Origin of the sequence: Kitasatospora sp. NPDC047058, assembly GCF_040643935.1 — a bacterium.
Taxonomy (GTDB): Bacteria; Actinomycetota; Actinomycetes; order Streptomycetales; family Streptomycetaceae; genus Kitasatospora.
The window spans coordinates 25710-43634 of record NZ_JBEYVJ010000028.1 but is presented as its reverse complement, the minus strand read 5'-3'; the positions used below and the strand labels follow the sequence as shown (position 1 = coordinate 43634).

Below are 17925 nucleotides of genomic sequence, written 5' to 3'. Positions count from 1 at the left end.
GGGCTCGTGTGGGGTCAGCGGGCTCAGACGAGCTCGGTGACGGTACCGCCGGCGGCGGTGATCTTCTCGGCGGCGGAGCCGGAGACGGCGTCCACCGTCACCTGCAGCGCAACCGAGATCTCGCCGGTGCCGAGCACCTTGACGAGGGAGTTCTTGCGAACCGCGCCCTTGGCGACCAGGTCCTCGACCGTGACCTCGCCACCCTGCGGGTAGAGCTCGGCCAGCTTGTCGAGGTTGACGACCTGGAACGTGATCTTGAACGGGTTCTTGAAGCCCTTCAGCTTCGGCAGGCGCATGTGGAGCGGCATCTGGCCACCCTCGAAGCGCTGCGGAACCTGGTAGCGGGCCTTGGTGCCCTTGGTGCCACGACCGGCGGTCTTACCCTTGGAGCCCTCACCACGACCGACACGGGTCTTGGCGGTCTTGGCACCCGGGGCGGGACGCAGGTTGTGCACCTTGATCGGCGAGTCAGCCATCTCAGTCCACCTCCTCGACCGTGACGAGGTGACGCACGGTCTGGGCCATCCCGCGGATCTCGGGACGGTCCTCCTTGACGACCACATCGTGCATGCGCTTCAGACCCAGCGAGCGCAGCGTCTCGCGGTGGTTCTGCTTGCTGCCGATGTAGGACTTGGTCTGCGTGATCTTCAGGCGAGCCATCAGGCGCTCACCCCTGCAGCACGAGCCCGCAGCAGAGCGGCGGGAGCCACGTCCTCCAGCGGCAGGCCACGACGGGCGGCGATCTCCTCGGGGCGGACGAGGCCCTTCAGAGCAGCCACGGTGGCGTGCACGATGTTGATCGCGTTGTCGGAGCCGAGCGACTTCGACAGGATGTCGTGGATGCCCGCGCACTCCAGCACGGCACGCACCGGGCCACCGGCGATAACACCGGTACCGGGGGCGGCCGGCTTCAGGAGCACGACGCCGGCAGCCTTCTCGCCCTGGATCGGGTGCGGGATGGTGCCCTGGATGCGGGGGACCTTGAAGAAGGTCTTCTTGGCCTCCTCAACGCCCTTGGCGATGGCGGCCGGAACCTCCTTCGCCTTCCCGTAACCGACACCCACGGTGCCGTCACCGTCGCCCACCACGACCAGCGCGGTGAAGCTGAAACGACGACCACCCTTGACAACCTTGGCGACACGGTTGATCGCAACGACGCGCTCGACGTAAGCGGTCTTCTCGACGGCGGGGGCGTTACCCCGGTCGTCACGCTTACGGTCGCGCCGCTCGCCACCGCCGGTGCCGCCGCCGGCGCCGCTACCGCGGCGCTGGGGTCCAGCCATTGGAATTACCTCTCTCGATTACGTCCGTCGACTGAGCCGACGAGCGGCTTAGAAGTCGAGCCCGGCCTCACGGGCAGCATCGGCCAGAGCGGCGATGCGGCCGGCGTACCGGTTGCCCGCGCGGTCGAAGACGACCGACTCGATGCCGGCGGCCTTGGCGCGCTCGGCGACCAGGCTCCCGACCTTCTTGGCCAGCTCGGTCTTGTCGCCCTCGACGCCCTTGATGGACACGTCGAGAGTGGACGCCGACGCCAGGGTGTGACCCTTGGCGTCGTCGATGACCTGGGCGACCATGTGGCGGTTCGAGCGCGTCACGACGAGGCGCGGACGCACCTCGGTGCCGACGACGCGCTTGCGAACGCGGATCGCGCGGCGCTTGCGAGCGGCGCTCTTGTAGGCGTTGCCCTTGCCGATCTTGACAGAGACGCTCATCGCTTACTTACCACTCTTTCCGACCTTGCGGCGGATGACCTCGCCCGCGTACTTGACGCCCTTGGCCTTGTACGGGTCGGGCTTGCGCAGCTTGCGGATCTTCGCGGCGACCTCGCCGACCTTCTGCTTGTCGATGCCGTCCACGTGGAACTTGGTGGGCGACTCGACCACGAAGGAGATGCCCTCCGGGGCCTCGACCAGGATCGGGTGGCTGTAGCCCAGCTGGAACTCCATGTCGGAGCCCTTCGCCAGAACTCGGTAGCCAACACCGCTGATCTCCAGCGACTTGCGGTAGCCCGCGGTCACGCCGGTGATCATGTTCGCCACCAGCGTGCGGGTCAGGCCGTGCAGGGCCTTCGACTGACGCTCGTCGTTGGGGCGGGTGACAGCCAGAATGCCGTCCTCGCCCTTGCCGATCTCGATCGGCGCGGCGACAACGTGGGTGAGGGAGCCCTTGGGGCCCTTCACCGAGACCGCCTGGCCATCGATGGTGACGTCCACGCCGGCGGGAACCGGGATGGGCAGCCGTCCAATGCGCGACATTGCTGTACCTCCGTTTCCCGAATTACCAGACGTAGGCGAGAACTTCTCCGCCTACGCCCTTCTTGGCAGCCTGCTTGTCGGTGAGGAGACCGGAGGACGTGGAGATGATCGCCACGCCCAGGCCGCCGAGAACCTTCGGCAGGTTGGTGGACTTTGCGTAGACCCGCAGGCCCGGCTTGCTGATCCGCTTGATGCCAGCGATCGAGCGCTCGCGGTTGGGGCCGAACTTGAGCTCGATGGTCAGCTTCTTGCCGACCTCGCCCTCAACCGGCTCCTCAACCTTGTAGGAGGAGATGTACCCCTCCTGCTGCAGGATCTGGGCGACGTGCGCCTTGATCTTGCTGGCCGGCATCGCCACGGTGTCGTGGTACGCCGAGTTCGCGTTACGCAGACGCGTGAGCATGTCTGCGATGGGGTCGGTCATGGTCATGATGGCCTCAGGCCTCTCTCGCCGTGGTTTCTCCGCGCCAGGTCCCCCTGCCGCACTCCGAGGAGTGCGGCAGGGGCACAGACGCAGGGGACCTGCGGCGTCGTAAGACTGGGTGCGAGCCCTCCGAAGAGGGTCGACGGCAGCTATGGAGCTTCCGCGACAGGGGGCCCGACCTCACTACCTTACGGGATTCCGTACGCAGCCCCCAAAAAAGAGGCTCTGTGGGATCGGGCACACCTGCTTCGCTATGGCGTTACCGCGAGGTCCTGGACTACCAGGAGCTCTTGGTCACGCCCGGCAGCTCGCCGCGGTGGGCCATCTCACGGAGGCACACACGGCAGAGGCCGAACTTGCGGTACACCGAGTGCGGACGGCCGCAGCGCTGGCACCGGGTGTAGGCCCGGACGCCGAACTTCGGCTTCCGCTCGGCCTTCGCGATGAGGGACTTCTTCGCCATTGGCTCACGCCTCCTTGAACGGGAAGCCCAGAGCACGCAGGAGCGCCCGGCCCTCGTCGTCGGTCTGAGCGGTGGTCACGACGGTGATGTCCATACCGCGCTGACGGTCGACCTTGTCCTGGTCGATCTCGTGGAACATAACCTGCTCGGTCAGACCGAACGTGTAGTTGCCACGGCCGTCGAACTGCTTCGGGGAGAGACCACGGAAGTCACGGATACGCGGCAGGGCCAGCGTCACCAGACGGTCCAGGAACTCCCACATGCGGTCACCACGGAGGGTGACGTGGGTGCCGATCGGCTGGCCCTCGCGCAGCTTGAACTGCGCGATGGACTTGCGAGCCTTGGTCACGGCCGGCTTCTGACCGGTGATCGCGGTCAGGTCGCGGATCGCGCCCTCGATCAGCTTGCTGTCACGAGCGGCCTCGCCGACACCCATGTTGACGACGACCTTGACCAGGCCGGGCGTCAGCATGACGTTCTCGTACGAGAACTGCTCCTGCAGCTGACCCTTGATCTCGGAGTTGTAACGCTCCTTGAGACGGGGGGTCACCTTCTCAACAGACGTCTCAGACATCAGATGTCCTCACCGGTTCGCTTGGCAACGCGGATCTTGTTGCCCTCGTCGTCGAAGCGGTAGCCAACGCGGGTGACGACCTTCTTGCCGTCCTTCTCCACGACCAGCTGGACGTTGGAGACGTGCACCGGGGCCTCGACGGTGACAATGCCACCCTGAGTGCCCGGGCCCGGCTTGGTGTGCTTCTTGACCCGGTTGACACCCTCGACCAGGACCTTGTTCTCGGCGGGCATGGCCTGGATGACCTTGCCCTGCTTGCCGCGGTCCTTGCCGGTGATGACCTGGACCAGGTCACCCTTCTTGATCTTCATGCTGTTCGCCATGGGTTAGAGCACCTCCGGCGCAAGCGAGATGATCTTCATGAACTTCTTGTCGCGCAGCTCGCGGCCGACCGGGCCGAAGATGCGGGTGCCACGGGGGTCACCCTCGGTGTTCTTCAGAACGACCGCGGCGTTCTCGTCGAACCGGATGTACGAACCGTCGGGACGACGGCGCGACTTCACGGTACGGACGACGACGCACTTGACGACGTCACCCTTCTTCACCGAGCCACCGGGGATCGCGTCCTTGACGGTCGCGACGATGACGTCCCCGATACCGGCGTAGCGACGACCGGAGCCACCGAGAACGCGGATGCAAAGGATTTCCTTCGCGCCCGTGTTGTCGGCGACACGCAGTCGCGACTCCTGCTGGATCACAGCTTTCTCCTGATCGTCAACGAGAGTCGACGGGTCGGCCGCTGCTCACACCGGCGTCCGCTGGGGACCCGGTGCACATACGGCCGTACCACATCGGCTTCGTTACTTGGCCTTCTCGAGGATCTCGACGACGCGCCAGCGCTTCGTCGCGGACAGCGGGCGGGTCTCCGCGAGGAGGACCCGGTCGCCGATGCCGCAGGCGTTGGCCTCGTCGTGCGCCTTCAGCTTGTTCGTACGGCGGATGACCTTGCCGTACAGCGCGTGCTTGACGCGGTCCTCGACGGCGACGACGACGGTCTTGTCCATCTTGTCGCTGACGACGAGGCCCTCACGGGTCTTGCGGAAACCGCGCGTCTCGTTGGTGTTCTCAGTCATCAGGCGTTCTCCACCGTCTCGATGCCCAGCTCGCGCTCGCGCATCAGGGTGTAGATCCGCGCGATGTCCTTACGGACGAGCTTGAGCCGTCCGTGGTTGTCGAGCTGCCCGGTCGCCGCCTGGAAGCGGAGGTTGAACAGCTCCTCCTTGGCCTCACGGAGCTTGGCAACGAGACCCTCGTTGTCCAGCTCGCGGAGGTCAGCAGCCTTGGTGCCGGCCGACATCAGCTCTCACCTGCCTCGCGCCGGATGATCCGGCACTTCATCGGGAGCTTGTGAGCTGCGCGGGTCAGCGCCTCACGAGCCACCTTCTCGTTGGGGTACGACAGCTCGAACATGACCCGACCCGGGTGCACGTTCGCGATCCACCACTCGGGCGAACCCTTACCGGAACCCATGCGGGTCTCGGCCGGCTTCTTGGTGAGCGGACGGTCCGGGTAGATGTTGATCCAGACCTTGCCGCCACGCTTGATGTGACGGGTGACGGCGATACGAGCGGACTCGATCTGCCGGTTCGTCACGTAGGCCGGGGTGACGGCCTGGATGCCGTACTCGCCGAAGGCGAGCTCGGTGCCACCCTTGGAGGCGCCACGGCGCTTCGGGTGGTGCTGCTTGCGGTGCTTGACCCGACGGGGGATCAGCATTGCGGTCAGGCCTCCGTTCCGGTGTTCTCGGCGGCCGGGGTCTCGACGGCGACCGGGGCCTGAGCCTCGGTGCCGGCGGGACGACGGCCACGGCCACCGCGCTCGCCACCACGGCGCTCGCCACCGCGGGCGGGACGACCACCCTCGGGACGGGCCGGGCGGTTGCCCGAGCGGGCAGCGGCGTTCTCAGCGCGGACCTCGGCGATGTTCTTGACGTCGCCCTTGTAGATCCAGACCTTCACGCCGATACGGCCGAAGGTCGTCTTGGCCTCGAAGAAGCCGTAGTCGACGTTCGCGCGCAGGGTGTGCAGCGGCACACGGCCCTCGCGGTAGAACTCCGAACGGCTCATCTCGGCGCCGCCGAGACGACCGGAGCACTGGACCTTGATGCCCTTGGCGCCGGACTTCATGGTGCCCTGCATCGACTTGCGCATGGCACGACGGAAGGAGACGCGGGAGGACAGCTGCTCCGCGACGCCCTGAGCCACGAGCTGGGCGTCCAGCTCGGGGTTCTTGACCTCGAGGATGTTCAGCTGGACCTGCTTGCCGGTCAGCTTCTCGAGGTCGCCGCGGATGCGGTCGGCCTCGGTGCCACGGCGGCCGATGACGATGCCGGGGCGCGCGGTGTGGATGTCGACGCGGACGCGGTCGCGGGTGCGCTCGATCTCGACCTTGGAGATGCCGGCGCGCTCCATGCCCTTCGTCATCATGCGACGAATGGCAACGTCTTCCTTGACGTAGTCCTTGTACAGCTTGTCGGCGTACCAGCGGGACTTGAAGTCCGTGCTGATGCCGAGGCGGAACCCGTGCGGGTTAACCTTCTGGCCCATTACCGGGTCCCTTCCTTGCTGCTGACGACCACGGTGATGTGGCTGGTCCGCTTGCGGATCCGGTAGGCACGGCCCTGGGCACGCGGACGGAACCGCTTCAGGGTCGGGCCCTCGTCAACGTACGCCTCGCTGATGACGAGGTCGTCCACGTTGGAGTGGTTGTAGTTGTGCGCGGCGTTGGCAATGGCGCTGTCGAGCACCTTGCCGACCGGCACGGTGGCGGCCTGCGGAGCGAAACGCAGGACGGCCTGGGCCTCCGTGGCGTTCAGGCCACGGATGAGGTCCACCACGCGGCGGGCCTTCATGGGCGTGACGCGGATGTACCGCGCCTGGGCCCTGGCTTCCATGGTTGTCCCCTTAATGGAGTAAGTCATTGAGTCGTTCTGGCGCTTAAAGCTCAGGCGACTTAGCGACGCTTCGACTTGCGGTCGTCCTTGACGTGACCGCGGAAGGTACGCGTCGGCGCGAACTCGCCGAGCTTGTGACCGACCATCGACTCGGTGACGAACACCGGGACGTGCTTACGGCCATCGTGCACCGCGATCGTGTGGCCAAGCATGGCCGGGAAGATCACGGAGCGACGGGACCAGGTCTTGATGACGTTCTGGGTACCCGCCTCGTTCTGCGCGTCCACCTTCTTGAGAAGGTGGCCGTCAATGAAGGGGCCCTTCTTGAGACTGCGCGGCATCTGACCTGCTCCTAGCGCTTCTTGTTGGTCTTGCGGCGGCGCACGATGAGAGCGTCCGACGCCTTCTTCGGGCGACGGGTACGACCCTCCTTCTGGCCCCACGGCGAGACCGGGTGGCGACCACCGGAGGTCTTACCCTCACCACCACCGTGCGGGTGGTCGATCGGGTTCATGGCCACACCACGCACGGTCGGGCGAACGCCCTTCCAGCGCATACGGCCGGCCTTGCCCCAGTTGATGTTCGACTGCTCGGCGTTGCCGACCTCGCCGACGGTCGCGCGGCAGCGCGCGTCCACCAGGCGGATCTCGCCGGAGGGCATGCGCAGGTGCGCCATCTTGCCCTCACGCGCCAGCAGCTGAATGCCGGCACCGGCGGAGCGGGCCATCTTGGCACCGCCACCGGGACGCAGCTCCACCGCGTGGATGGTCGTACCGACCGGGATGTTGCGAAGCGGCAGGTTGTTGCCGGGCTTGATGTCGGCCGCGGGGCCGTTCTCAATCCGGTCACCCTGCGTGATGCCACGCGGAGCGATGATGTAGCGCTTCTCGCCGTCCGCGTAGTGCAGGAGCGCGATGCGCGCGGTGCGGTTCGGGTCGTACTCGATGTGCGCGACCTTGGCCGGCACGCCGTCCTTGTCGTGACGACGGAAGTCGATCACGCGGTAGGCGCGCTTGTGTCCGCCACCCTGGTGGCGAACGGTGATCCGACCGGCGTTGTTACGGCCGCCCTTGCTGTGCAGGGGGCGAACCAGCGACTTCTCCGGCGTGGACCGCGTGATCTCTACGAAGTCGGCCACGCTGGAGCCACGACGGCCCGGCGTAGTCGGCTTGTACTTGCGGATGCCCATTTGGCTCTCTCGTCCTCGTCCTTATCGACGATCACGATCCCCGTTAGGAGACCGGACCACCGAAGATGTCGATGCGGTTGCCCTCAGCCAGCGTCACGATGGCGCGCTTGGTGTCCTTGCGCTTGCCAAAGCCCGTCTTGGAGCGCTTGCGCTTGCCCTGACGGTTGAGCGTGTTGACGGACTCGACCTTGACCGAGAAGACCGCCTCGACGGCCTGCTTGATCTGGGTCTTGTTGGCACCGGGCGACACGACGAACGTGTACTTGTTCTCGTCGAGGAGCGAGTAGCTCTTCTCCGAGATGACCGGCTTCACCAGGACGTCACGGGGGTCCGTGAACGTCTTGCTCGTGATCTCTGCAGCCATCAGGCGGCGCTCCCTTCGAGCTCGCCCTCAGCAGCCACGGCCTTGGCGGACGCGGCGGGACCCGCCACGAAACGCTCGAAGGCGGCCTGGGTGAAGACCACATCGTCGGAGACGAGCACGTCGTAGGTGTTCAGCTGACCGGCGTCCAGGATGTGCACGTGCGGCAGGTTGCGGGCGCTCTTGAGACCCAGCTCGTCGGCACGCTCGACGACGAGGAGGATGTTCTTGCGCTCGGTGATCTTGCCGAACAGACCCTTGGCGGCCTTGGTCGACGGCGTCTCGGCCGCGATCACGTCGGTGACGACGTGGATGCGGTTGTGGCGGGCCCGGTCGGTGAGCGCACCACGCAGGGCGGCGGCGATCATCTTCTTGGGCGTCCGCTGCGAGTAGTCACGCGGCACGGGACCGTGCACGACGCCACCGCCGGCGAACTGCGGGGCGCGGGTCGAGCCCTGACGGGCGCGGCCGGTGCCCTTCTGGCGGTACGGCTTCTTGCCGCCGCCACGGACCTCGCCACGAGTCTTGGTCTTGTGGGTGCCCTGACGGGCCGCAGCGAGCTGCGCCACGACGACCTGGTGCATCAGCGGAACGCTGACCTTCGCGTCGAAGATCTCGGCCGGCAGCTCAAGGCTGCCGGTCTTGTCGCCCGAGGGCGACAGGATGTCAATGGTGCTCATATCCTCACAGCCCCTTCGCCGCGGTGCGGACGAGGACGAGGCCGCCGTTCGGGCCCGGGATTGCGCCCTTGATCAGGAGCAGCCCCTTCTCCGCGTCAACGGCATGGATGGTCAGGTTCTGGGTGGTCACGCGCTCGTGGCCCATCCGGCCGGCCATCCGTACGCCCTTGAACACACGACCCGGGGTGGCGCAGCCACCGATCGAGCCGGGCGAGCGGTGCTTGCGCTGCACACCGTGACCGGCGCCGAGGCCCCGGAAGTTGTGGCGCTTCATGACACCGGCGAAGCCCTTGCCCTTGGAGGTGCCGGTCACGTCGACCTTGACACCCGCCTCGAACAGCTCGGCGGTGATCTCCTGGCCCAGCGTGTACTCGGACGCGTCCGAGGTGCGGAGCTCGACCAGGTGGCGGCGCGGGGTGACACCGGCCTTGGCGAAGTGGCCCGCGAGGGGCTTGTTCACCTTGCGGGGGTCGATCTCGCCGAAGCCGATCTGGACGGCGTCGTAGCCGGCCGGGCTGTCGGCGGTGTGGACCTGGGTCACGACATTCGGCCCAGCCTTGACGACGGTCACCGGAACGATCCGGTTGTTCTCGTCCCAGACCTGGGTCATGCCGAGCTTCTCGCCCAGGATGCCCTTAATCTGCTTAGCCATCTTCGGTGCGCCTCTCAGAGCTTGATCTCGATGTCGACACCAGCCGGCAGGTCGAGACGCATGAGCGAGTCAACCGTCTTCGGCGTGGGGTCGAGGATGTCGATCAGACGCTTGTGAGTGCGCATCTCGAAGTGCTCGCGCGAGTCCTTGTACTTGTGCGGCGAGCGGATGACGCAGTACACGTTCTTCTCAGTGGGCAGCGGCACCGGGCCCGCGACCTGCGCACCAGTGCGAATGACGGTCTCGACGATCTTCTTCGCCGAGGAGTCAATCACCTCGTGGTCGTAGGCCTTGAGCCGGATGCGGATCTTCTGTCCCGCCATGGCTACTCAGTAGTCCTTTGTGTCGTCTGCTGCTTCTACGGCCGGATTCATCCAGGTGGACTGTGTCCGGTGGTGCCCCTGGGTGGTTACCTCCGACCCCCGCGGTCGGGCGTGTCGCACTCCCGCTTGCAAAAAATCCGACACGAGGTCGCCCTCCTGCGGATTTCCCACTGGGTCGGTGAGGTCTTGCACCCACCAGGCGCCGGATCGAGGCCCCGCCCACGCTTCCCGGAAGATTCCCGTACGTCCGCCCCGCAGCTGCCGCGGTGTCGACTTCACACCACTGCATTCACACACTTCACGTGAACACATGAACGGCCATCACGGGAACGACGAGTACATGGGACTCGCTTCCGGTCCTCCCGGCGGGAGGCGCGCAGCATCGGCACTCAACCGAGCAACTTGGACATACTGCCACATGGAGCAGCCCGAATGCGAATCGGGGCCGGTGAGGTGTCCCTCACCGGCCCCGATCCCGACGGGCCCGCGGATCAGCGCCGGCGCCAGAGCATCCAGCCGTGGCCCTTGTCGGTCTTGGCCACGTACCACTCGGCCGGGTGGTCCTTCCAGTAGGACTCCGGCGCCTTGCCCTCCTCCGGCAGCGGGGTGACGATCGCCGTCGCGTCCTTCGGGAGCTCCTGCCAGCGCGGGTCCCGGTACCAGACCCGGCCCTGGTAGACCTCGTAGGTCTGCGCCATCCGCAGGCCCCACTCCATGTCCCAGGCGATCACCAGGCTGTCCTCGGGCTTGAGCCCGGCGGACTTGGTGAAGCCGGTCGCCTCGAACTTGCGGTCCTTCGCGTGCGTGTACGAGACGCGCTCGGTGATGGTGGCGGTGGCGAAGGCGGCGAGCAGGCCGACCGCGACGGCGACCACCCAGAGCACCTTGCGCCCGGCCGCGGCCCGGAGCAGACAGGCGACCAGCAGCAGCGCGAACGCCGCCGCGGTGACCCGGAGCATCTGCAGGCCGGACCAGTTGGCGCTCAGGAACGACGTGTCGGGCAGCGCCCAGCCGATGAACACCTTCTTGTACAGCTCGGAGCCGGCGTACCAGGTGACGACCTCGTACAGCGCCAGGGTGAGCCCGACGGTGCCCAGCGCCACGTAGCCGAGCGCGCGGCGGCCGAGCCGGCTCAGCACCGCCACGCCGGTCACGAACATCGCCGGCACCAGCAGCGACAGGTAGCGGGCGTACACCCAGTTGTCGATCCGGCCGTCGTCCGGGAGCGCGGCCGCGGAGGCGAGCGCGACGCCGGCCATCAGGGTGACCATGACCGTGCCGACGATCCGGGAGGCCCGGTCGACCCGGCCGCTGAACAGGGCGAACAGGCAGAACACGATCGCCAGGCCGGCCACGCCGTAGGTCGAGACGATCAGGTACCAGAACTGGCCGAGCGAGCGGGTCAGCGTCCGGGGAAGCAGCTCCGGGTTGACGAAGTTGTCGATCGCCTGGGTGCCGACGGTGCTGTCGGACACGGTGAAGTGCGTGAGCAGCCAGCGGGCCAGCAGCTTGGCGGCGCCGAAGCCGGCCACCAGGACGGCGAGCCCGGCCACCGTGGTGCGCCACGGCGCCCAGCGGAAGACCAGGGCGGCCACCAGCACCACGCCGGTGATCGCGACGATCACGCCGCCGCGGTCGTGCGTGGCCATCGAGTACGCGGCGGAGGCGGCGGCGCCCACCGCGTACCAGTAGCGGCGCCTGAGCGGCTCGTCGGAGAGCCACCCGTGCAGGCAGAGCAGCCAGCAGAGCACCAGCACCGGCAGCACGGTGTCGGCCATCGCGAACTGCGAGTAGAAGACGACCGGCGGCAGCAGCGCGGTGGCGAAGGCGAACAGGTACGCCAGGATCCGGCGCAGGCCCAGCCGGCGCAGGGCCAGGTAGGCCAGCGGGAAGACCAGCGCGTTGAACAGCGCGTTCAGCCCGAGCACCAGGTGGTAGGCCATGACCGGGTCGTCGGAGAGCCGCAGCGCGGGCGAGATCAGCAGCGGGTAGCCGCCGGGGATCACCACGCCGACGGGCATCTCGGTGGTCGGCCGGCCCGCGAGCACCCGCGCCAGCACCAGGTAGGTGTCCTCGTCCGCGTGCACCGAGGGGTAGCTGAGGTGGCGGACCAGCACCAGGCGGTAGGCCAGCTCCAGCAGGTAGCCGGCGACCAGCAGGAGCGGCCAGAACCGGCGGTGGGTGCTGGCGCGCAGCGCGAGGGCGCCCGCCCGGGTTATCACGTCCGGGCGGCGACCGGCCGGCGCGCCGTCCGGTCTGGACGTCCCGCTGCCGTCCGGCCGTTCTTCGACGGTCTTTGCTGAACTCTGCACTGAACTCCGACTCTTCCCCTGGTAGCCCGGCTCTGAATTGGGATCCGGCAGGCCGCTCGGCCCCTTGGCGGTCCCCCCGCAGCTTCGTTCACCGTTCTCGGGACGGACCGGATGTGAAGGTCACGCTGACGATCTGAGCAGGAGCGGTATCCAATCCGGAACAAGGAAGCGGCCGCCACGCGGGACGGCCGGTTCACATATCACACTCTGCGTGCGACTCATGGTAATCACACCCCCAAGAGGGTGTCATACCCGGCTGGTGAGAACGGGTGCCCGAAAGGGCAGGGAGCCCGGCCCCTTCCCGTGGGAAGGAGCCGGGCTCCTCGTGCTCCCGCACACCGCGGCCCGGCCTGCGCACCGGTCAGGCGCGCCGCCCCGCCACATGGCTCAGCATCGCGCCGACGCCCTGCATCCCGGCCTTCTTGCCGGCCGCCGGGATCATGGTCAGCGCGTGCAGCCGCGAGGAGAGGAAGCGGCGCGAGACCGTCGCGGCCCGGTGCCAGCCGTGCGCGTCGAGGCGGTCCGCCGCCTCCCGGAAGAAGCGCCGCGCCTCCTCGAAGCGCTTGCCGCTGAACGCCGTCGCCGAGGACTCGCTCACCGCGTGCCGGCGGTAGCTGAAGCAGACCTCCGGCGTGAGCGCCAGGGACTGCCCGTCCAGCAGCAGGTCGAGGATGAGCGCGAGGTCCTGGATCACCCCGAGGTCGGTGCGGAAGCGGAACTGCTGCACCGCCTTGGTCCGCCAGCAGATCGACGGGAAGTACAGCCAGTTCCCGCGCATCAGGCTGATCGCCAGCGGCTCGGCCGTCATCAGCGCCGGGCCCGGGTCCTTCGGCGCGTACAGCTTGCGCTTCATCGCGTCGGCCAGGCCCTCGACCGGCTTGCCGTCCCCGTCGATCACCAGCACGCCCGGCTGCACCATGCCGGCGTCCGGGAAGCGCTCCAGCGCCTCCCGGACGACCTTCAGGTAGTTGGGGTGCATCAGGTCGTCGCAGCCCATGAGCACCAGGTGCTCGTACTCGGCCAGCTCGACGCAGCGGTTGAAGTTGCCGGAGACGCCGAGGTTCTGCTCGTTGCGGAAGTACCGCACCCGGGGGTCGCCCAGCGACTCGAACCAGCCGGGGACGTCCGGCTCCTTGCCGTCGTCGACGACGGTCAGCCGCCAGTCGTCGCCGTCCTGGGCCAGCACGCTGCGGACGGCGTCCTGCATCAGGCGCACGTCGCCGTAGTACGGCAGCAGGATCTCGAATCGGGACATCGCGTGGACCTAGACCTTGCCGATGAGCTCGGGCCGGCGGGCGGCGGTACGGGAGGCGGGCTGGATGGCCTTGATGTGCTTGGGCATCCGGCGGATCATCGCCAGCAGCAGGACCAGGCCGGCCCGGGCGAGGTAGACCGTCGCCTTGATCGGCGAGGCGCTCGGCGTGCCGGTGGTGCGCTCGCGCATCGCGACCGGGACCTGCCGGATCACGAAGCCGCAGCGGGCCGCGCCGACCATGCTCTCGATCGTGTCGCCGAGGTACTCGACCGGGTACCACTGCGAGAAGAACTCGATCATCGGCTTGTTGCAGGCCTTGAAGCCCGAGGTGGTGTCGGTGAGCCGGGTACCGGCCACGCGGGACAGCACCACCGACAGCAGCTTCATCGCCCAGGAGCGCGGACCGCGCACCTTGTAGGAGCCCTCGCCGGCGAAGCGGGCGCCGATGACGAGGTCCGCCTCCTCCAGCTTGGCCAGCAGGGTCGGCACGTACGCCGGGTCGTGCTGGCCGTCGGCGTCGCACTGCATGGCGACGTCGTAGTCGTGCAGGTGCGCGTAGCGGTAACCGAACCGCATCGCACCGCCGACGCCGAGGTTGTACGGCAGCTGGGCGACCCGGGAGCCGGCCGCGGCCGCGACCGCGGCGGTGTTGTCCGTGGAGCCGTCGTCCACCACGAGGGTGTCGACGCCGGGGAGCTTCTGCTGGATCTCGCGGAGGATCTTGGGCAGGCCCTCGGCCTCGTTCCACGCCGGCAGGATGATCAGTACCCGCTTGCCGTCGATCATGCCTTCACCTCGGGGTCGGTCACGCCACCGCTCGCGCGGGCGATCGGGAAGTCGTGGTGCTCGGCCAGGTGCGCCCGCATCATCGCGACGTCCTCGGCCAGGGTCCTGGTCTCGGCCTCCAGCCGGCTGGTCTCCCAGCTGAGGTGGACGCAGACCAGCAGGACGAGCAGGAAGCCCGCGAACAGCACCAGGCTGACGCCCGATGCGACGCCGAGGCGGCGGGCGGTCGAGTCGAGCACCCGCGGGAAGAACCCGAGGGGGGCGACCACGAGCCCGATGCCGAGCCAGAGCGCGGCGTACTTCTCCCGGAGCTGTTGACGGCGCAACAGCTCCAGAATCCACACGAGCACCAGCACGCCGGTGATCGAGGTCAGCACACTCAGCTGCACGATGGGTTACGCCTTTCACGCGTGGGTGAGGCACATATGGGGGAAGCCGGGGCCACAGTGCCCTTCCGGGGGGCCGGGGGGAGCACGACGGCTCAGCCGGCGGAAACGGTGTCGGCGGCGACAGCTGCCCGCGCGGTGTCGGGTCCGGCGCCCGGCAACCTACCGCCACCGCGCAGGGCCAGCAACATCACTGCCAGGACCACCAGGGGTCCCACCGTGTATGCGGCCTCGACGCGGGTTGCCGGGTCGCCCGGCAGACAGGTGACCAGCAGCAGCGCCAGGGTGCCGAGGGCCCAGCCGGCCAACTGCCGGCGGTGGTGGCCCCGGGCGATCACCGCCTGGCCCACGACGGTCGCCAGCAGGTACGCCAGCGTGCCGACCGAGAGCCAGAGGAAGTCCACCGGGCCGAGAGCATGCCGGTCGGCGTTGAACGCGACGTGAATGATCCACGGCCCCAGGGCGACGGCGGGCACTCCGCCGAGTACGCCGAGGGCACCGACCATGGCGCAGGTCTTGGTCAGCAGCTTGCGGAAGCCGGCCCGGTCGCCGGTGGCCACCGCGGTGGACAGCCCCGACATCAGCGAGGCCTGCAGCGCGCCGAAGACGAACAGCGGGACCCGGCTCAGCACCATCGCGCCGGTGAACGCACCGACCAGGACGGCCTGCGAGGGCGCCAGCACCTGGATCGACAGGACGGCGGCGTTGGCCACGAACTGGGCCAGCAGGAAGGACGCGGTCAGCATGCCGAGGCCGCTGCACAGCTCCCGCCAGCCGATCGCCGGGCCGGGCCGGGAGACCCGCAGCGTCTTCGGCAGGCTCACCAGCATCGCCAGGACCGGCGAGACCGCCAGGATCAGGCTGTAGGCGAGCGCCGAATGGACGCCCGCCGCCATCAGGCCCACCGAGAAGGCGATCCGCAGCACCCCGTCGACGCCCAGCTGGACGCCGTACGAGGTGAAGTGCCCCAGACCGGCGAGCACGCCGCGGGTCAGGTAGCAGGCGGCCGGACCGACGAAGGCGGCGGCCAGCGCCACCACCATGGTCCGGTCGCCGTGGAAGAACACGTCGGCGAGCTGCCCGGAGAAGGCGGCCAGCCCGGCCAGCACCACCAGCAGCAGCCCGGCGGTCAGCACGGTCGCCTTGCGCAGCACCGGCAGGGCACCCTGCCCGGTGGCCGCGCGGGCGGCGATCACCCGGGTGAGCTCCTGCTCCACCGGGAAGAACAGCCCCAGCCCGAAGGACATCGCCATCGTCCACAGGACCGAGACCTCGGCCAGCGACTCGCGGTCCAGCGCGTGCCCGGCCACCGCCAGGTGCGCGTACGAGGCGACACCGAGGGTCACCGTGCCGACGCCGACGGCCAGCAGGCCGGGCGGCAGGGCGCGGGTCAGCCGGCCGAGCACGCCGCTCACCCCTCCGCCGCGTCGCGCAGCGCCCGGAAGGCCGGGCGCTCCAGGGCCGTGGCCAGCATGGCCTGCCAGTCCGGCAGCGGTGCCAGGCCGGCCGCGGCCCAGCCGTCGTGGCCGAGCACGCTGAAGGACGGCCGGACGGCCGGGCGGACGAACGCCTCCGAGGTGGTCGGGCGGATCCGCTCGGGGTCCAGCCCGCTCAGCCGGTAGGTCTCGCGGGCCAGCCCGCACCAGGTGGTGCGGCCGCTCGCGGTGCCGTGGTAGACGCCGGCCGGCGCCTGCCCGGCCAGCGCGGCCCTGCCGAGCTCGGCCAGCCGCTGCGCCAGGGCGTACGACCAGGTCGGCTGGCCCTGCTGGTCGTCCACCACGTCCAGGCTGTCCCGCTGGGCGGCCAGCTTGAGCATGGTGGCGACGAAGTTGGCGCCGTGCTCGCCGTACAGCCAGGCGGTGCGCACGTTGTAGCCGTGCGCGGGCAGCAGCTCGGCGACGGCCTGCTCCCCCACCAGCTTGCTGCGGCCGTACGCGTTGACCGGGCCGGTCGGCGCGGTCTCGGCGTACGGCTCGGTGGCGTCGCCGGGCAGCACGTAGTCGGTGGAGACGTTCAGCAGCCGGGCGCCGGTCTTGGCGCAGGCGGCGGCGAGGTTGCGGACGCCGGTGCCGTTGACGGCGGTGGCGGCCTCCTCCTCGGTCTCCGCGGCGTCGACGTTCGTCCACGCCGCGCAGTTCACGACCACGTCGTGGCCCTCGACGGCGGCCTGCACGGCCGCCGCGTCGGTGATGTCCAGGTCGGCCCGGCCCAGCGCGGTGACCGCGGCGGCCGGGTCGGCGGCCAGGACCGCGAGGAGGTCCTGGCCGAGCATCCCGGCGGCGCCGGTGACCAGCCAGCGGACCTGGCCGGAGGCGTTGGCGGTCACTTCTCCAGTGCCGCCTTCGTCTTCAGCGGCTCCCACCAGGCGCGGTTCTCGCGGTACCAGGCGATGGTCGCGGCGAGGCCGTCCTCGAAGCGGACCTGCGGCTCGTAGCCGAGCTCCTCGCGGATCTTGCTGATGTCGATCGAGTAGCGCAGGTCGTGGCCCTTGCGGTCGGCGACGTAGTCGACCATGTCCCAGCCGGCGCCCGCGGCCTCCAGCAGCAGGCCGGTGAGCTCCTTGTTGGTGGCCTCGGTGCCGCCGCCGATGTTGTAGACCTCGCCGGCGCGGCCGTTGCGCATGACCAGCTCGATGCCCCGGCAGTGGTCCGAGACGTGCAGCCAGTCGCGGACGTTGCCGCCGTCGCCGTACAGCGGCACCTTCTTGCCGTCGATCAGGTTGGTGGTGAAGAGCGGGATGACCTTCTCGGGGAACTGGTAGTGCCCGTAGTTGTTGGAGCAGCGGGTCACCACGACGTCCATGCCGTGCGTGCGGTGGTACGCCAGCGCCAGCAGGTCGGAGGAGGCCTTGGAGGCGGAGTACGGGGAGTTCGGGGCCAGCGGCCAGGTCTCGGTCCAGGAGCCCTCGCTGATCGAGCCGTACACCTCGTCGGTGGAGATGTGCACGAAGCGGCCGACGCCGTGCTTGCGGGCGGCGTCCAGCAGGACCTGGGTGCCGACGACGTTGGTCAGCACGAAGGGGCCGGCGCCCGCGATCGAGCGGTCCACGTGGGACTCGGCCGCGAAGTGGACGACGACGTCGTGGCCGGGCATGACCTGGTCGACGGCGTCCACGTCGCAGATGTCACCCCGGACGAAGGAGTAGCCGCTGTGGCCCGCCACCGGCGCCAGGTTGGCCTCGACGCCCGAGTACGTGAGCTTGTCGAAGACCGTGATCTGGTCAGTGGTGTCGGCGCCCAGCAGCTGGCGGACGAATTCAGAACCGATGAAGCCGGCACCGCCGGTCACGAGGATGCGCATAGTGCGCCGAAGTCTACCGTCGCGTCCGGGGGCCCCATGACCCGGGCCTCACCCGCCCCGCCGGACTCG

28 protein-coding genes are annotated in these 17925 nt (G+C 68.7%); all 28 read right to left on the bottom strand.

The window, feature by feature from the left end:
• Positions 1–23: 23 nt before the first annotated feature.
• Entirely contained in the window at positions 24–476 is a 453-nt protein-coding gene (rplO, locus tag ABZ885_RS06895; RefSeq protein ID WP_209414076.1) for a 50S ribosomal protein L15, read from the bottom strand.
• Position 477: 1 nt separating this feature from the next.
• Positions 478–660, bottom strand: coding sequence for a 50S ribosomal protein L30 (gene rpmD / locus ABZ885_RS06890; protein WP_030300409.1), 183 nt, complete (start codon positions 658–660; stop codon positions 478–480).
• Entirely contained in the window at positions 660–1283 is a 624-nt protein-coding gene (gene rpsE, locus ABZ885_RS06885) for a 30S ribosomal protein S5 (protein WP_360184177.1), read from the bottom strand. Before rpsE ends, rpmD begins: the two co-directional genes overlap by 1 nt.
• Before the next feature lie 48 nt (positions 1284–1331).
• Complete coding sequence (gene rplR / locus ABZ885_RS06880) at positions 1332–1715, bottom strand: 50S ribosomal protein L18 (RefSeq protein WP_209414075.1); 384 nt, start codon at positions 1713–1715, stop codon at positions 1332–1334.
• A 3-nt stretch (positions 1716–1718) separates the two neighbouring features.
• The gene (gene rplF / locus ABZ885_RS06875; protein ID WP_360184174.1) at positions 1719–2258 is read right to left on the bottom strand and encodes a 50S ribosomal protein L6; all 540 of its coding nucleotides are present in this window, start codon (positions 2256–2258) and stop codon (positions 1719–1721) included.
• 22 nt (positions 2259–2280) lie between these two features.
• Positions 2281–2688 (bottom strand): 30S ribosomal protein S8, encoded by a 408-nt coding sequence (rpsH, locus tag ABZ885_RS06870; protein WP_030232489.1) that lies wholly within the window; start codon positions 2686–2688, stop codon positions 2281–2283.
• Between the two features lie 271 nt (positions 2689–2959).
• On the bottom strand, positions 2960–3145 hold the full coding sequence (locus ABZ885_RS06865) for a type Z 30S ribosomal protein S14 (RefSeq protein WP_030393303.1): 186 nt from the start codon (positions 3143–3145) through the stop codon (positions 2960–2962).
• A 4-nt stretch (positions 3146–3149) separates the two neighbouring features.
• Complete coding sequence (gene rplE, locus ABZ885_RS06860) at positions 3150–3719, bottom strand: 50S ribosomal protein L5 (protein WP_209414071.1); 570 nt, start codon at positions 3717–3719, stop codon at positions 3150–3152.
• Positions 3719–4030 carry a 50S ribosomal protein L24 gene (gene rplX, locus ABZ885_RS06855; RefSeq protein ID WP_030055828.1) on the bottom strand — a complete coding sequence of 104 codons (312 nt, stop codon included), beginning with the start codon at positions 4028–4030 and terminating at the stop codon, positions 3719–3721. The genes rplE and rplX overlap by 1 nt, the downstream gene beginning before the upstream one ends.
• 15 nt (positions 4031–4045) lie before the next feature.
• Positions 4046–4417: a 50S ribosomal protein L14 gene (gene rplN / locus ABZ885_RS06850; protein WP_030055827.1), complete on the bottom strand. Its 372-nt coding sequence runs from the start codon at positions 4415–4417 to the stop codon at positions 4046–4048.
• Positions 4418–4519: 102 nt separating this feature from the next.
• Positions 4520–4792 (bottom strand): 30S ribosomal protein S17, encoded by a 273-nt coding sequence (gene rpsQ, locus ABZ885_RS06845; protein WP_030055826.1) that lies wholly within the window; start codon positions 4790–4792, stop codon positions 4520–4522.
• The gene (gene rpmC, locus ABZ885_RS06840) at positions 4792–5016 is read right to left on the bottom strand and encodes a 50S ribosomal protein L29 (protein WP_063348970.1); all 225 of its coding nucleotides are present in this window, start codon (positions 5014–5016) and stop codon (positions 4792–4794) included. Before rpmC ends, rpsQ begins: the two co-directional genes overlap by 1 nt.
• The gene (rplP, locus tag ABZ885_RS06835) at positions 5016–5435 is read right to left on the bottom strand and encodes a 50S ribosomal protein L16 (protein WP_030393299.1); all 420 of its coding nucleotides are present in this window, start codon (positions 5433–5435) and stop codon (positions 5016–5018) included. Before rplP ends, rpmC begins: the two co-directional genes overlap by 1 nt.
• A gap of 5 nt (positions 5436–5440) precedes the next feature.
• Positions 5441–6265, bottom strand: coding sequence for a 30S ribosomal protein S3 (gene rpsC, locus ABZ885_RS06830; RefSeq protein ID WP_360184169.1), 825 nt, complete (start codon positions 6263–6265; stop codon positions 5441–5443).
• Positions 6265–6612 (bottom strand): 50S ribosomal protein L22, encoded by a 348-nt coding sequence (gene rplV / locus ABZ885_RS06825; protein ID WP_045304593.1) that lies wholly within the window; start codon positions 6610–6612, stop codon positions 6265–6267. The genes rpsC and rplV overlap by 1 nt, the downstream gene beginning before the upstream one ends.
• A 59-nt stretch (positions 6613–6671) precedes the next feature.
• Entirely contained in the window at positions 6672–6953 is a 282-nt protein-coding gene (gene rpsS / locus ABZ885_RS06820) for a 30S ribosomal protein S19 (protein WP_030055821.1), read from the bottom strand.
• An 11-nt stretch (positions 6954–6964) separates the two neighbouring features.
• Positions 6965–7801 (bottom strand): 50S ribosomal protein L2, encoded by an 837-nt coding sequence (gene rplB / locus ABZ885_RS06815; protein WP_360184166.1) that lies wholly within the window; start codon positions 7799–7801, stop codon positions 6965–6967.
• A 43-nt stretch (positions 7802–7844) separates the two neighbouring features.
• Entirely contained in the window at positions 7845–8168 is a 324-nt protein-coding gene (rplW, locus tag ABZ885_RS06810) for a 50S ribosomal protein L23 (RefSeq protein WP_104816576.1), read from the bottom strand.
• On the bottom strand, positions 8165–8842 hold the full coding sequence (rplD, locus tag ABZ885_RS06805; protein ID WP_360184164.1) for a 50S ribosomal protein L4: 678 nt from the start codon (positions 8840–8842) through the stop codon (positions 8165–8167). The genes rplW and rplD overlap by 4 nt, the downstream gene beginning before the upstream one ends.
• Positions 8843–8846: 4 nt before the next feature.
• Positions 8847–9494 carry a 50S ribosomal protein L3 gene (gene rplC / locus ABZ885_RS06800; RefSeq protein WP_360184161.1) on the bottom strand — a complete coding sequence of 216 codons (648 nt, stop codon included), beginning with the start codon at positions 9492–9494 and terminating at the stop codon, positions 8847–8849.
• A 14-nt stretch (positions 9495–9508) separates the two neighbouring features.
• Positions 9509–9817 (bottom strand): 30S ribosomal protein S10, encoded by a 309-nt coding sequence (gene rpsJ / locus ABZ885_RS06795; RefSeq protein ID WP_012785157.1) that lies wholly within the window; start codon positions 9815–9817, stop codon positions 9509–9511.
• Between the two features lie 491 nt (positions 9818–10308).
• Positions 10309–12129: a phospholipid carrier-dependent glycosyltransferase gene (locus ABZ885_RS06790; RefSeq protein WP_360184158.1), complete on the bottom strand. Its 1821-nt coding sequence runs from the start codon at positions 12127–12129 to the stop codon at positions 10309–10311.
• 361 nt (positions 12130–12490) lie between these two features.
• Positions 12491–13384 (bottom strand): glycosyltransferase family 2 protein, encoded by an 894-nt coding sequence (locus ABZ885_RS06785; RefSeq protein ID WP_360184156.1) that lies wholly within the window; start codon positions 13382–13384, stop codon positions 12491–12493.
• A 9-nt stretch (positions 13385–13393) separates the two neighbouring features.
• Complete coding sequence (locus ABZ885_RS06780) at positions 13394–14170, bottom strand: glycosyltransferase family 2 protein (protein WP_360184153.1); 777 nt, start codon at positions 14168–14170, stop codon at positions 13394–13396.
• Positions 14167–14559 (bottom strand): DUF2304 domain-containing protein, encoded by a 393-nt coding sequence (locus ABZ885_RS06775; RefSeq protein ID WP_360184150.1) that lies wholly within the window; start codon positions 14557–14559, stop codon positions 14167–14169. Before ABZ885_RS06775 ends, ABZ885_RS06780 begins: the two co-directional genes overlap by 4 nt.
• 92 nt (positions 14560–14651) lie before the next feature.
• Entirely contained in the window at positions 14652–15971 is a 1320-nt protein-coding gene (locus ABZ885_RS06770; RefSeq protein ID WP_360184147.1) for a hypothetical protein, read from the bottom strand.
• Positions 15968–16882 carry a dTDP-4-dehydrorhamnose reductase gene (gene rfbD / locus ABZ885_RS06765; protein WP_360184144.1) on the bottom strand — a complete coding sequence of 305 codons (915 nt, stop codon included), beginning with the start codon at positions 16880–16882 and terminating at the stop codon, positions 15968–15970. Before rfbD ends, ABZ885_RS06770 begins: the two co-directional genes overlap by 4 nt.
• Positions 16879–17856 (bottom strand): dTDP-glucose 4,6-dehydratase, encoded by a 978-nt coding sequence (gene rfbB, locus ABZ885_RS06760; RefSeq protein ID WP_360184141.1) that lies wholly within the window; start codon positions 17854–17856, stop codon positions 16879–16881. The genes rfbD and rfbB overlap by 4 nt, the downstream gene beginning before the upstream one ends.
• Positions 17857–17925 lie beyond the last annotated feature (69 nt).

Coding starts and splice junctions, on each gene's coding strand:
- rplO (WP_209414076.1), bottom strand. CDS start 476: ATGGCTGACTCGCCGATCAAGGTGCACAACCTGCGTCCCGCCCCGGGT.
- rpmD (WP_030300409.1), bottom strand. CDS start 660: ATGGCTCGCCTGAAGATCACGCAGACCAAGTCCTACATCGGCAGCAAG.
- rpsE (WP_360184177.1), bottom strand. CDS start 1,283: ATGGCTGGACCCCAGCGCCGCGGTAGCGGCGCCGGCGGCGGCACCGGC.
- rplR (WP_209414075.1), bottom strand. CDS start 1,715: ATGAGCGTCTCTGTCAAGATCGGCAAGGGCAACGCCTACAAGAGCGCC.
- rplF (WP_360184174.1), bottom strand. CDS start 2,258: ATGTCGCGCATTGGACGGCTGCCCATCCCGGTTCCCGCCGGCGTGGAC.
- rpsH (WP_030232489.1), bottom strand. CDS start 2,688: ATGACCATGACCGACCCCATCGCAGACATGCTCACGCGTCTGCGTAAC.
- ABZ885_RS06865 (WP_030393303.1), bottom strand. CDS start 3,145: ATGGCGAAGAAGTCCCTCATCGCGAAGGCCGAGCGGAAGCCGAAGTTC.
- rplE (WP_209414071.1), bottom strand. CDS start 3,719: ATGTCTGAGACGTCTGTTGAGAAGGTGACCCCCCGTCTCAAGGAGCGT.
- rplX (WP_030055828.1), bottom strand. CDS start 4,030: ATGAAGATCAAGAAGGGTGACCTGGTCCAGGTCATCACCGGCAAGGAC.
- rpsQ (WP_030055826.1), bottom strand. CDS start 4,792: ATGACTGAGAACACCAACGAGACGCGCGGTTTCCGCAAGACCCGTGAG.
- rpmC (WP_063348970.1), bottom strand. CDS start 5,016: ATGTCGGCCGGCACCAAGGCTGCTGACCTCCGCGAGCTGGACAACGAG.
- rplP (WP_030393299.1), bottom strand. CDS start 5,435: ATGCTGATCCCCCGTCGGGTCAAGCACCGCAAGCAGCACCACCCGAAG.
- rpsC (WP_360184169.1), bottom strand. CDS start 6,265: ATGGGCCAGAAGGTTAACCCGCACGGGTTCCGCCTCGGCATCAGCACG.
- rplV (WP_045304593.1), bottom strand. CDS start 6,612: ATGGAAGCCAGGGCCCAGGCGCGGTACATCCGCGTCACGCCCATGAAG.
- rpsS (WP_030055821.1), bottom strand. CDS start 6,953: ATGCCGCGCAGTCTCAAGAAGGGCCCCTTCATTGACGGCCACCTTCTC.
- rplB (WP_360184166.1), bottom strand. CDS start 7,801: ATGGGCATCCGCAAGTACAAGCCGACTACGCCGGGCCGTCGTGGCTCC.
- rplD (WP_360184164.1), bottom strand. CDS start 8,842: ATGAGCACCATTGACATCCTGTCGCCCTCGGGCGACAAGACCGGCAGC.
- rplC (WP_360184161.1), bottom strand. CDS start 9,494: ATGGCTAAGCAGATTAAGGGCATCCTGGGCGAGAAGCTCGGCATGACC.
- rpsJ (WP_012785157.1), bottom strand. CDS start 9,817: ATGGCGGGACAGAAGATCCGCATCCGGCTCAAGGCCTACGACCACGAG.
- ABZ885_RS06785 (WP_360184156.1), bottom strand. CDS start 13,384: ATGTCCCGATTCGAGATCCTGCTGCCGTACTACGGCGACGTGCGCCTG.
- ABZ885_RS06780 (WP_360184153.1), bottom strand. CDS start 14,170: ATGATCGACGGCAAGCGGGTACTGATCATCCTGCCGGCGTGGAACGAG.
- rfbB (WP_360184141.1), bottom strand. CDS start 17,856: ATGCGCATCCTCGTGACCGGCGGTGCCGGCTTCATCGGTTCTGAATTC.